Below are 13,157 nucleotides of genomic sequence, written 5' to 3'. Positions count from 1 at the left end.
TGTCACCGCGCGGTCCGTACACGGAAGGACGGACTCTCCTGTCATGAACCTGATAAGCAAGGCTCCCGGACCCGCCCGCCCCCTCTTACGCGCCAGAACCCTCTTCCTCCTCCTCGTCTCCCTCCTCGCCACCGTCCCCGCCCTCACCCTGATCATCACCACGGGCGCCCCGGCCCAGGCCCACGGCACCCCCATGAAGCCGGGCAGCCGCACCTTCCTGTGCTGGCAGGACGCCCTGACCGACACCGGCGAGATCAAGCCCGTCAACCCGGCCTGCCGGGCCGCCCAGCAGGTCAGCGGGACCACGCCGTTCTACAACTGGTTCTCCGTGCTGCGCTCCGACGGCGCCGGCCGCACCCGCGGCTTCGTGCCCGACGGCGCGCTGTGCAGCGGCGGCAACCCCAACTTCACCGGCTTCGACCAGCCCCGCGCGGACTGGCCGGTCACCCACCTCACCTCGGGCGCCACGGTCGACTTCTCCTACAACGCCTGGGCCGCCCACCCGGGCTGGTTCCGCGTCTACCTCACCAAGGACGGCTTCGACCCGACCCGGACCCTCACCTGGGACGCGCTGGAGGACCAGCCCTTCCTCACCGCCGACCACCCGCCGCTCAACGGCACCCCCGGCCGGTCGAGGCCAATTACTCCTGGACCGGCAGGCTCCCCGCGGGAAAGTCGGGCCGCCACATCGTCTACATGGTCTGGCAGCGCTCGGACAGCCAGGAGACCTTCTACTCCTGCTCCGACGTCGTCTTCGACGGCGGCAACGGCGAGGTGACCGGCATCCACGAGCCGGGCGACCCCACCGACCCGGTGCCGGGCACCTGCTCCGCGACCCGCCGCACCACGGGCAGCTGGTCCGGCGGCTACCAGTCCGAGGTGACCGTCACCAACACCGGCGACGTGCCGATGCTGGGCTGGATGGTCGACTGGACCCTGCCCGCGGGCCAGAAGGTCGACAGCCTCTGGAGCGGCAACGCCACCTACGACGGCCAGGACGTGATGGTCCACAACGCCGGCTGGAACGGCGCGCTCGCGCCGGGGCAGAGCGCCACCTTCGGATACGTGGTGACCGGCTCCGGCGGGGACAGTACGACCGGCCTGCCCTGCCGGGTGGGCTGAACTACCGCTCGGGGCGGACCCGGTGGGCGGAGAGCCCTTCACGCCCACCGGGTCCGCGAGCCGGTCGGCCTCGGGGGAGGCGGCCGAACGGGGTGGTGCTGGCTTGTGTGCGCCACAGCATGCGCGACAACGTTGTCTGGATTGGTCTGTACAAGACTCTACCGCGTGAACGGACAACGATGTCAAGGCACTTGGGTCCACCACGCGTCCGGGGGACCCCGCCCGTGCCCGCACCGCCGCACGCGGTCTTCCGTGGTAACCCTGTCGCACGCTACTGTCCCTGCGGCTTGTGCGACCCGAGGTGTGCGCGACCCGTCCGAGGAGGAGGGGCCGCGTCATGCGTTTCCGTCCTGTGTCCCTGCTGCTGGCCGCCGCGCTCGCGGCCGGCGGCGCCACCCCCGCCGTGGCGGCCACCGCCGCCGGACCACCCCGGCTCGTCACCGACCCGACCGCGTACGTCGACCCGCTCATCGGCACGAAGAACGGCGGCAACGTCTTCCCCGGCGCCGTCACCCCCTTCGGCATGTTCTCCTTCAGCCCCGAGAACACCCGCGGCGACGCCACCAGAACCGCCGCCCCCGGCGGCTACCACTACGACGTCACCCGCGTCCGCGGCTTCAGCCTCACCCACATGTCCGGCACCGGCTGCGCGGGCGGCAGCGGCGACATCCCCCTCTTCCCCTTCGCCGGCGAGGTCACCTCCTCCCCGGCGAGCGACACCAAGGACGCCGTCTACGCCTCCGGTTTCCGGCACGCCGACGAGCGGGCCGAGCCCGGCCACTACCGGGTCGCCCTCGACTCCGGCGTCACCGCCGACCTGACCGCGACCGCCCGCACCGGCTCGGCCCGCTTCACCTTCCCCGCCGACAAGCCCGCCTCGCTGCTGGTGCGCACGGCCAACTCCGAGGTCGGCTCGACCGACTCCACCGTCGAGATCGACCCCGCCCGGCACACCGTCTCCGGGTCCGTCACCTCCGGCAACTTCTGCGGCTACCTCGACCCCGAGGGCCGCCGCGCCTACTACACCCTGTACTTCACCGCCCGCTTCGACCGGCCCTTCGACGCCGTCGGCACCTGGCAGGACGACAAGCTCAGCCCCGGCTCCCTGCAGGCCTCCGGCGGCACCGGCGGGTTCGCGGCCGGCGGCCGGCCCGTCGCCGGCAAGGGCGCCGGCGGGTACGTGCGGTTCGCGCCCGGCACCGAGGACGTCGGCGTGCAGATCGGCATCTCCTACGTCAGCCGGGCCGGCGCCGAGGCCAACCTCGCCGCCGAGAACCCGCCCGGCCGCTCCTTCGACAGCGTCCGCGACGCGGCTCGCCGCGCCTGGCGGGAGCGGCTGCGCGGCATCCGGGTCGGCGGCGGCACCGACGCCGAGCGCACCACCTTCTACACCGCGCTCTACCACTCCCTGCTGCACCCCAACGTCATCAGCGACGCCGACCGCCGCTACCGCGGCCCGGACGGCGCGGTGCACACCGTGGGACGCCGCCACCGCGCCCAGTACGGCACCTTCTCCGGCTGGGACGTCTACCGCGACCAGCTCCAGCTGGTCACCCTCCTCGACCCGCGCACCGGCTCCGACATCGCCCAGTCGCTGTACGAACTCGCGCGACAGAACGGCGGCGTGTGGGACCGCTGGCTGCACGGCGCGAGCGGCACGCACGTGATGAACGGCGACCCCTCGACCACCGCCCTCGCCGGCATCCACGCCTTCGGCGGCACGGACTTCGACCTGCGCGGCGCGCTCGCCTCACTGGTGCGGGCGGCGACCGTGCCCACCGCGCAGGACCTGTCCGCCGCCGGCAAGCCGGTGCTGTCGGTCGGCCAGCGGCCCTCCCTCGACAAGTACCTGAAACTGCACTACATGCCGTCCGTCTCCAACGCCTGGGGCGGCGCCGCCGAGACGCTGGAGATGTCCACCGCCGACTTCTCCCTCTCCCGGCTCGCCGCGGCGGCGGGGGAGCGGGACACCGAGGCCCTCTTCGCCCGCCGCGCCCAGTGGTGGCAGAACAACTTCAACATCGCGGCCCACGGCAGCGACGGCTACATCGCCGACCGCAAGGCCGACGGCAGCTGGGTCACCGGCTTCACCCCGGGCACCGGCACCGGCTTCGTCGAGGGCACCGCCGCCCAGTACACGTGGATGGTCCCGCACGACCCGGCCGGGCTCTTCGCCGCGATGGGCGGCCGGGACCAGGCGCTGCGGCGGCTCGACGCCTTCTTCCACGACGCCGACGGCACCTGGGCGTTCACCGGCGCCGGCGGCGAGAAGTCCGAGCTGGACAACGAGCCGTCGATCAACGTGCCCTACCTGTACGCCTACGCGGGCGCCCCGTACAAGACGCAGGAGACCGTCCGCGCCGCCATGCGGCAGCTGTGGTCGACGCAGCCCGGCGGGATCCCCGGCAACGACGACCTCGGCGCGATGTCGTCCTGGTACGTCTTCTCCGCGCTCGGCATGTACCCCCAGGTGCCCTCCCGCGCCGAACTCGTCCTCGCCTCACCGCTGTTCCCGCGCATCGACATCGACCGCCCCGACGGCAACGACATCACCGTCCGCGCGCCGCGGGCCGCCGCCGACACACCGTACGTCCACGCCCTGAAGGTCGACGGCCGCGGCACGCAGCGGCCCTGGCTGCCCGCCTCGTTCGTGCGGGACGGCGGACGCCTCGACTTCACGCTGGCCGGCACCCCCGACCCCGCGTGGGGCAGCGACCCGGCCGACGCCCCGCCGTCCTTCCGGCAGGGCGAGCAGCCGTACCAGATCGGCGTCGGGCCGACCTCGGCGACGATCCCGCCGGGCGGCAGCGCGACCGTCGGCATCCGCGCCCTCGCGCTCGGCGGCGGGACCGGCCCCGAGGTGCGGTTCCGGGTGACGGCACCGGCGGGCATCACCGCGACGCCCTCCGAGGGGACGGTCACCGACGGCGCCCGGCAGGTCGTGCTGTCCGCCGCCGACGGCACCGCCCAGGGCTTCTACGACGCCCAGATCACCGTCGTCTCCGGCGACACGTCGTACACCCAGCCCATCACCCTGACGGTGGCCGCGCCCGGCAGCCTGCTCGCCGCCTGGAACAACACCGGCGTCTCCGACGACTCCGGCGAGCACGACGAGGCCGACTACGACGGCGGCGGCTGGAGCTACTCACGGCAGGCGCTCGCCGCGGCCGGACTCACCCCGGGCGGGCAGGGCGAGGTGGGCGGCCTGTCCTTCACCTGGCCCGCCTCGCCCGGCGGCCGCCCGGACAACGCGGCGGCGACCGGGCAGACGATCCGCCTCGCCGAACCCGCCGCCCGGCTCGCGTTCGTCGGCAGCGCGGTCAACGGCAACCAGCAGGCCCAGGCCCGGATCACCTACACCGACGGCACCACCGGCACCGCCGACCTGTCCTTCTCCGACTGGACCCTCGGCGGCGGGGGCGGCGGCGTGCAGTACGGCAACGAGGTCGTCGCCCGCACCGCCTACCGCAACGTGGCCGGAGCGGACCGTGACCCGGTCGCCACGTACGTCTTCGCCACGAAGCCGTTCGCCGCGCCGGACGGCAAGCGGATCGCGAGCGTGACCCTGCCCGACGACACCGACCTGCACGTGTTCACGCTGGCCGTCGGCTGACCTCAGGCCACCGCCGCGCCGGTGCCGCGCGCGGCACCGATGAGGTCGCTCGGTCCGGCGTCGTCGTAGACCGAGATGTCGACGGAGGCGCCGTCGGGGATGTCGTAGTCCTTGACGGTGAGGTCGACGACCTCGTCGGTGCCGGGCGGGCTGACGGTGCCGAGGCTGTGGTAGGTGCCGCCCGACGCGTAGCCGATGGTGACGTAGAAGCTGTCGCCGTCGTTGCGGGTGTCGTACACCCACAGCTTCTCGTCGTTCGGGTGGAACTCCACCTTGCCGACGAACGCGCCGCCGGAGACCAGCTCCATCTTCACCGCCAGCCCGCCGGCGTCGTACGCGAAGTAGGTGTTGTCGAACGGGTCCGTGAGGTTCCCGCCGCTGCACGGGCAGCTGTCGGTGTCGTAGTAGTACTTGGAGAACGCCGGGTTCGGGCTGTAGGCCTGGGCCGGCGCGGTCGTGCCGGCCAGCAGGGCCACCGCTCCGGCGGCTGCCGCGAGCAGGCCCGTGAGCCGTCGGGTGATGCTCATGCGTGCGTCCTCCCCCTACGTCGACGAGCCGCCCGGCGTGCACCGGGCGGCGTGGTCGTCATTGTGGGTCATGGGACGCCCGAGGGGTACGGGGCGTCCCATGACCAGGGGTGGGATCAGGCCAGCAACTCCACCTCCGCCAGCGTCGATTCACCGTCGAGGACGAGCCGGTAGTGGCGGTACGACCCCGGTTCGGGCACCGAGAAGGCGCGGGTCTGCCGGTCCCAGCGGAAGGACTCGCCGGTGCGCCGGTCGAGATCCCGCCACCGTGTGCCGTCGTCCGAGCCCTGCAGGACCCAGCCGGTGGGCGCCTCGGCGTGACCGGCCGAGGTGAGCGTGTACTGCACCGCCTTCGTGCCGTCGGCGGGGACCGGCAGGTCGGCCGTGGTCACCTTGGCGTTCGTCGCCGAGGTGTCGTCGAACAGCGCACCCTCGCCCTTGAGCACGTCCGACCGCGGGTCCGGCACCCGGTCGTCCCGGGTGACCGAGACCGGGGCGGCGTTCTTCCCGGTGCCCCAGGCCGACGGCCGCGGACCCATGTCGAACTCCAGCACCCCGCCGTTCGCGAGCAGCCGGTGGGGGAGCGAGGTCGACGTCCAGGTGCGGCCGTTGACCTTCAGCCCCTGTACGTAGACGTTCCTCGCGCTGTTCTCCGGCGCCTTCACCACCAGGTCCCGGCCGTTCTCCAGGTGTACGGTGGCCTGCTTGAACAGCGGGGAGCCGATGGCGTACTCGCCGCTGCCCATGACCAGCGGGTAGAAGCCGAGCGCGGAGAACAGGAACCACGCCGACTGCTCGCCGTTGTCCTCGTCGCCGTGGTAGCCCTGGCCGATCTCGCTGCCGACGTACAGCCGGGACAGCACCTCGCGCACCTTCTCCTGCGCCTTCCACGGCTGCCCGGCCGCGTCGTACATGTAGATCACGTGGTGGGCGACCTGGTTGGAGTGCCCGTACATGCCCATCCGCACGTCCCGCGCCTCGGTCATCTCGTGGATGACACCGCCGTAGGAGCCGACGAAGTCCGGCGAGGCCGTCTCCGGGGTGGCGAAGTACTCGTCGAGCTTGTCGGCGAGCCCGGACCGGCCGCCGTAGAGGTTGGCGAGGCCGCGGGAGTCCTGCGGGGCGGTGAAGGCGTAGCCCCAGCCGTTGGTCTCGGTGTAGTCGTAGCCCCACACGCGCGGGTCGTACTTCGAGGACTCCACCCGCCAGCCGCCCTTGGCGTCGCGGCCCTGGAAGAAGCCGGCCTTGGTGTCGAAGAGGTTGACGTAGTCGCGGGCCCGGTTGAGGAAGTACGCCGACTCCTCCTGGTAGCGCTTCTCGCCCGTCTCCCGGTAGAGCTTCTGGCCCATCCGGGCGATGCCGTAGTCGTTGAGGTAGCCCTCCAGCGCCCAAGACAGGCCCTCGTGGGTGTCGGTACTGGTGTAGCCGAGGAACGGGGAGGTCGCCATGCCCTTGCGGCCCACGCCCGAGGTCGGCGGCACGACCGTGGCGTTCTTCACGGCCGCGTCGTACGCCGCCTTCGCGTCGAACCCGACGCCCTTGACGTAGGCGTCGGCGAACGCCACGTCGGAGGAGGTGCCGGTCATCAGGTCCGCGTAGCCGGGGGAGGACCAGCGCGAGGTCCAGCCGCCGTCCTTGTACTGCTGCACGAACCCGTCGACCAGGTCGCCCGCCTGACCGGGGGTGAGGAGCGAGTACGCCGGCCACGTGGTCCGGTAGGTGTCCCAGAAGCCGTTGTTGACGTACACCCGGCCGTCGACGATCTTCGCGCCGGTGTGTGTCGGGGTGTCCTGGCTCGGCATCGGGGAGAAGGGGGAGGCGTACCGGTCCTTCCCGTCGGCCTTCTCGAAGCCGGAGTTCGGGTACAGGTACAGCCGGTAGAGGCTGGAGTAGAGGGTGGTCAGCTGGTCGGCGGTGGCGCCCTCGACCTCGACCCGGCCGAGCAGGCCGTCCCACGCCTTGCGGGCGCGGTTGCGCACCGCGTCGAAGCCGGTGCCGTCGGGGATCTCCTGGGCCAGGTTGTCCTTCGCCTGGTCGACGCTGATGAGCGAGGTGGCCAAGCGCAGCGTGACCGTGCGGTCCTCGCCCGCGTCGAACCGCAGATAGCCCTTGACGCCGCTCGCCGAGCCGTCGGTGACGGGCTTGTCGAAGACGCCGTACACGAACAGCCGTGTCGCCCCGGTGGACAGGCCGGACTTCACGTCCGAGAAACCGGTGAGGGTCCCGTGCTCCTTGTCGAGGGTCAGCCCCGCCTGGTCGGTGACGTTGTCGAACAGCACGCTCGCGTCGTCGCCGGGGTAGGTGAAGCGGAGCATCGCCGCGTGGTCGGTCGGCGTCATCTCGGCCTTCAGGCCGTTCTCGAAACGCACCCCGTAGTAGTACGGGCGGGCGGTCTCGTTCTCGTGCCGGAACGGCAGCTCCCGCGCCTCCCGGCCGGTGTCCGGCGTGCCGGCCGCCGCCGACGGCATCACCTGGAAGGTCTGCCGGTCGCCCATCCAGGGGCTCGGCTCATGGCTCGCGCTGAACGCCTGGATCGTGGGCAGATTGTCCGCGTTGTTCATCCGGGCGTAGTCGTACAGCCAGGACAGCGAGCCCGCGTTGGTCACCGGCGTCCAGAAGTTGAAGCCGTGCGGGACGGCCGTCGCCGGGAAGTCGTTCCCGCGGGAGAAGCCGCCGCTGGAGTTGGTGCCGCGGGTCGTCACCGCGTAGTCCGACAGATGCGCCTTCGGCGGCTCGGGCGGGACCGGCCGCAGGCTCACGTCGTCGATCCAGCCGCGGAACTTCGCCGGGCCCTTCGGGGAGTCGTACGCCACCAGGATCCGGTCGACCGTCTTGCCGGCCGCGACCGTCCCGATCCGCGCCGTCACGTTGTTCCACTGGTTGACGTACAGGCCCTTCGCCGCGCCCTGCCCGCGCGGGGTCAGCGGAAAGCCGTGCTGGTCGCGTGCGCCGAGGTCGCTGAGGTGGGTGCCGTCGGTGAAGGCGAGGTCCACGGAGACGTTCGTGGCGTCGTAGTCGCGGTCGCCGTCCGCCATCGACGGGAAGACGCGGTACGCCAGCTGGGTGTCCCGGCCGACGCGCACGTTCACGTCGAAGACCTTGTTGTACGAGTACGCCCGCCCGTCCGCGGTGTGCCGTCCGGCGTAACGCAGGGCCCTCTTTCCGGTGAAGCCGGCGCCCGCCTTGGCCGTGGGGGAGCCGCTGGGGCCGCGGTCGACCAGGGACAGCATGTCCTGCGGCACCGGGCCGTCACCGCCGCCGGTGGAGAACTGCACGTCGGCGAGTTGCACGATGTCGGCGGCGCCGTTGTTCCGGGTGACCTCCAGACGGAAGTGCCGGTAGGCGCCGACGGCGGCCGCGGGGATGTCGTACGTCTTCGTCTGGAACCGCTCGCCGAAGGACTCGCCCGTCCGGGTGTCGAGGGTCGTCCAGGCCGTGCCGTCGGCCGAGCCCTTCAGCGTCCAGTCCCTCGGGTCGCGCTCGGCGTGGTCGTTGGCCGAGGTGAGCGCGTACGTCCGGACGGTCTGCGCGCCGTCCAGGTCGAACTCGGCCCAGCCGGTGGGCTCGAACGTCAGCCACTTGGTGCTCGGCTCGCCGTCGACCAGGTTCTCCTTCACCTCGCCGGCGCCGGTGTTCTCTCCGCTCGCCCGGACGTCCGTGACATGGTCGGTCACATTGCCCGGAATGCCGCTGCTGTACCCGCCGTCCACGCCCGAGGCCCGCTTGCCGCCGCCGGCCGTCGTGTCCACCGTGTTCAGCCAGTCCGGCGCGGGCTCGCCCGCCTCGAAGGACGAGGCGAAGGACCGGTCGGCGGCCGGCTCCTCGCGCGGGAGCGCCACCGCCGCCCCCTGCGCGCCCACCGCCATGACAAAGGCGGCCGTCAACACGACCGCCGGACCGTATCTGAGCCGGGCTCTGGACATCGAGGAAGACCCCTCCCGCACGCTGGACAACGTTGTCAACTTCGTGGCGCAGGAACCAGTAGTGGTCAAGTGGGCAGAGATGTCAAGGGTGTTGCGTGTGGCATTCGGGGCCTGTGCAGCGGATTTTTCCGGCAAGCGGCGCACAGGCCGCTCATATTTCCGCGAGGTCTCAACTCGGAAAAGACCGATGGCCAACCTTGCATTCGATCTTGCTCAGCTGGCGGGAAGTGGACTATACCTGTCGGCACTTCACACGATCCGAACGATCCCGTACTTCCAGCGCGACCTGCACCACCTGATGCACTTGCACCACTCCGCTCGACCTGACCGCGGTGCCGGGAAGGATCCGGTTCACCGCCTGAGTCCTGTGAGAAGGCGAGGACTTGAGCATGGGATCCACTTCCGAAGAGAACCTCGGTTCGCACCACACGGCCGAGGGGGTCGGCCGCCGTGATCTGATCAAGCGGTCCGCCGCGCTCGGCCTGGTCTCCGTGCCGGCGATGGGCCTGCTCTCCGCCTGTGCCAGCGGCGGCGGCGACGATTCCGGCGACGGCAACACCAAGGGCAAGGCCACCAAGGACAACCCCTTCGGCGCCCAGAAGGGCAGCAAGCTCGACGTCGTCATCTTCAAGGGCGGCTACGGCGACGACTACGCCAAGGCGTGGGAGGCCGACTTCCAGAAGAAACTCGGCGTCACCTCCACCCACACCGGAACGCAGGAGATCACCGGCAAGCTCCAGCCCCGCTTCAACGCCGGGAACCCGCCGGACATCGTGGACGACTCCGGCGCCCAGAAGATCAAGATCGACGTCCTGTACAAGAACGGGCAGCTGCTCGACCTCGCCGAGGTGCTCGACGCGCCCTCCGTCGACGACCCCTCCAAGAAGGTCCGCGACACGCTCATCCCCGGCACCCTCGACCCGGGCCTGCAGGAGGGCAAGGTCGTCGCCCTCAACTACATCTACACGGTGTGGGGTCTGTGGTACTCCGGCAAGCTCTTCAAGGAGAAGGGCTGGGAGGAGCCCAAGACCTGGGACGACTTCCTCGCCATCTGCAAGGACGCCAAGTCCCAGGGCATCGGCGGCCTCGCCCACCAGGGCAAGTTCCCGTACTACATCAACGTCGCCATCATGGACCTGATCGCCAAGAAGGGCGGCCTGGACGCCATGAAGGCGATCGACAACCTCGACCCCAAGGCATTCGTCGGCTCCGACGCCGCGCAGGCCGGTGTCGAGGCGATCTACGAGGTCGTCGAGAAGGGCTACCTCATGCCCGGCACCAACGGCCTGACCCACACCGAGTCGCAGACCCGCTGGAACCAGTACAAGGCCGCCTTCATCACCTGCGGCTCCTGGCTGGAGAACGAGCAGCTCAAGCAGACCCCGGCGGACTTCGACATGAAGTTCATGCCGATGCCCGCCCTGCCCGGCAGCAAGCTGCCCTTCGAGGCGATCCGGGCCGGCTCCGGCGAGCCGTTCATCATCCCGGCGAAGGCCAAGAACCTCCCCGCGGCCAAGGAGTTCATGCGCCGCATGCTCTCCCGCGAGTGGTCCACCATGTTCGCCAAGGAGGCCAACTCGCTCACCATCCTCAAGGACGGCGTCGACCCCAGCGTGCAGCTGCGGCCCGGCACCCAGTCCACCGTCGAGGTGTCCAAGGCGGCCGGCGACAACACCTTCCGCTTCCTGTACACCGAGTGGTACGGCGAGATGGACACCGAGATCCAGAACGCCTCCAACGAGCTGATGGCCAAGCGCATCCAGCCCAAGGAATGGCTGAAGCGGGCCCAGGCCGCGGTGGACAAGGCGGCGAAGGACCCGGCGTCCAAGAAGAACCACCGCGACTAGCGAAGCGGTTAGCTCCGCCCGGCCGCGCCTCCTTCTCCTTATGGTGGGGGCGCGGCCACCGACCGGAAAACAGGGGCAGGAACGCCATGCGCAAAGGGCAGTACCGGTTCGTCGCGGGATTTCTCCTCGTTCCCGTGGCGCTCTATCTGATCTTCGTCATCTGGCCTTACCTTCAGACGTTCGGCTATTCGCTGACCGACTGGAAGGGCCAGTCGCAGACCTTCAAGTTCGTCGGCCTGGACAACTACAAGGCGCTGTTCAAGGACGACATCTTCACCGAGGCCATCTGGCACAACATCCTGTTCCTGGTGTTCATCCCGGTGATCACCATCCTGCTCGCGCTGTTCTTCGCCTTCATGCTGAACGCGGGCGGGCGCAGCAAGGCCGGCGGCGTGCGGGGCGTGGCCGGCTCGAAGTTCTACAAAGTCGTCTACTTCTTCCCCCAGGTGCTGTCGCTGGCCATTCTCGCGGTGCTGTTCGGCGCCGTGTACCGCAGTGACACCGGCGGCATGCTCAACGGCGTCCTGCTGAAACTCGGTCTGATCGACGCCGACAGCCCGGTGGAATGGCTGAACGAGCCGAATTTCGTCCTGTGGGCGCTCATCGCGGTCGTCGTCTGGCACGGCGTCGGTTTCTACCTCGTGCTCTTCTCCGCCGCGATGCAGTCCATCCCCCGGGACATCTACGAGGCCGCGCTCATCGACGGCGCCGGCCGCGCCCAGTCCTTCTTCCGCATCACGCTGCCGCTGCTGTGGGACTCCGTGCAGACCGCCTGGGTCTACCTCGGCATCGCCGCGATGGACATGTTCATCCTGGTCTCCACGATGACCTCCGGTGAGTTCGGCGGTGGCCCCGACCATCACAGCGAGGTCATGGCGACGGTGATGATGCGCAACTTCCTCTATTACGGCAAGAGCGGCTACGCGTGCGCCATGGGCGTCGTCATGCTGCTGCTCACCCTGATCCTGTCCGTGGTCATGCTGCGCGCCACCCGCCGCGAGCGCATCGAGTTCTGAGCGGGAGAGACGACGATGAGTGCACTCACCAAGGAGACGTCCCCCGTACCGGCGCCGCGGCCCGTGGACAAGGTCCCCGCCCGCTCCGGCGAACGGCGCGGCGAGGGTGTCGTCCTGAACGCCTTCAGCCACGGTTTCCTCGCCGTGTGGGCCCTGCTGATCGTGCTGCCGCTGCTGTGGCTGGTGCTCAGCTCCTTCAAGACCGACGCGCAGATCGGCGCCTCCGCCTTCGGCTGGCCGCAGCACTGGTCCCTGGACGTGTTCACCCGCGCCTGGGACAAGGGCATCGGCGACTACTTCCTGAACACCGTCATCGTGCTGGTGTTCTCGGTGCCGCTGACGATGCTGTTCGGCTCGATGGCGGCGTACGTGCTGGCCCGGTACCAGTTCTGGGGCAACCGGCTGCTGTACTACTTCTTCGTCGCCGGCGCGATGTTCCCGGTGTTCCTCGCCCTGGTCCCGCTGTTCTTCATGGTGAAGCGGCTGGACATGCTCAACACGTACCAGGGCCTGATCCTGGTGTACGTCGCCTACTCGCTGCCGTTCACCGTCTTCTTCATGCACGCCTTCTTCCGGACCCTGCCGACGGCGGTCTTCGAGGCGGCGATCCTGGACGGCGCCTCGCACAGCCGGACCTTCTTCCAGGTCATGCTGCCGATGGCCAAGCCGGGCCTGCTCAGCGTGGGCATCTTCAACACGCTGGGGCAGTGGAACCAGTTCATCCTGCCGACCGTGCTGATGCAGCCGCAGAGCGGCGACGACCCCGAGCGGTACGTGCTCACCCAGGGGCTGATCCAGCTCCAGCAGCAGCAGGGCTACGCCACCGACCTGCCGGTCCTTTTCGCCGGCGTCACCATCGCCATGGTGCCCATGCTGGTGGTGTACCTGTCCTTCCAGCGCCAGGTACAGGCGGGCCTGACGTCGGCGACGCTGAAGTAGCGGGCCTGGCGTCGGCGACGCTGAAGTAGCGGGCCTGGCGTCGGCGACGCCGGGGCAGCCGGCCGTTCCGGCAGCGCGCCGCTCCCTTCGGGGGGCGGCGCGCTGCTGTGCGGGGAGGGCCGCTGGAGGCGCTTCGGCGCAGCGCTCCGCAGTCGTCCGTAAGCAGGCCG

At 70.2% G+C, this 13,157-nt stretch carries 6 protein-coding genes and 1 pseudogene; 5 read left to right on the top strand and 2 right to left on the bottom strand.

Annotated features, from left to right (window positions below; genetic code table 11):
- Positions 1-43 precede the first annotated feature (43 nt).
- Both IE308_RS08020 and IE308_RS08015 read left to right on the top strand, forming a co-directional pair.
- Positions 44-1,122 (top strand): annotated as a pseudogene (locus IE308_RS08020) (lytic polysaccharide monooxygenase auxiliary activity family 9 protein).
- A 337-nt stretch (positions 1,123-1,459) separates the two neighbouring features.
- Entirely contained in the window at positions 1,460-4,735 is a 3,276-nt protein-coding gene (locus IE308_RS08015) for a GH92 family glycosyl hydrolase (RefSeq protein ID WP_190217161.1), read from the top strand.
- A 2-nt stretch (positions 4,736-4,737) separates the two neighbouring features.
- On the opposite strand, the gene IE308_RS08010 is transcribed toward IE308_RS08015, so the two are convergent.
- Positions 4,738-5,262, bottom strand: a complete 525-nt coding sequence (locus IE308_RS08010; RefSeq protein ID WP_110631931.1) for a hypothetical protein — start codon at positions 5,260-5,262, stop codon at positions 4,738-4,740.
- Positions 5,263-5,378: 116 nt separating this feature from the next.
- Complete coding sequence (locus IE308_RS08005) at positions 5,379-9,128, bottom strand: GH92 family glycosyl hydrolase (protein ID WP_190217409.1); 3,750 nt, start codon at positions 9,126-9,128, stop codon at positions 5,379-5,381.
- A 446-nt stretch (positions 9,129-9,574) separates the two neighbouring features.
- On the opposite strand from IE308_RS08005, the gene ngcE reads away from it, so the two are divergent.
- From ngcE to IE308_RS07990, 3 genes are all read left to right on the top strand, one after another.
- Positions 9,575-11,032: an N-acetylglucosamine/diacetylchitobiose ABC transporter substrate-binding protein gene (gene ngcE / locus IE308_RS08000; RefSeq protein WP_190217160.1), complete on the top strand. Its 1,458-nt coding sequence runs from the start codon at positions 9,575-9,577 to the stop codon at positions 11,030-11,032.
- 86 nt (positions 11,033-11,118) lie between these two features.
- Positions 11,119-12,048 carry a carbohydrate ABC transporter permease gene (locus tag IE308_RS07995; RefSeq protein WP_110631940.1) on the top strand — a complete coding sequence of 310 codons (930 nt, stop codon included), beginning with the start codon at positions 11,119-11,121 and terminating at the stop codon, positions 12,046-12,048.
- 15 nt (positions 12,049-12,063) lie between these two features.
- Complete coding sequence (locus IE308_RS07990; RefSeq protein WP_110631943.1) at positions 12,064-12,987, top strand: carbohydrate ABC transporter permease; 924 nt, start codon at positions 12,064-12,066, stop codon at positions 12,985-12,987.
- Positions 12,988-13,157: the final 170 nt, after the last annotated feature.

Source organism: Streptomyces griseosporeus (assembly GCF_014656055.1).
GTDB classification, from domain to species: Bacteria; Actinomycetota; Actinomycetes; order Streptomycetales; family Streptomycetaceae; genus Streptomyces; species Streptomyces griseosporeus.
Note: the sequence above shows the minus strand (reverse complement) of the source record. Positions and strands in the feature narration are given on the sequence as shown.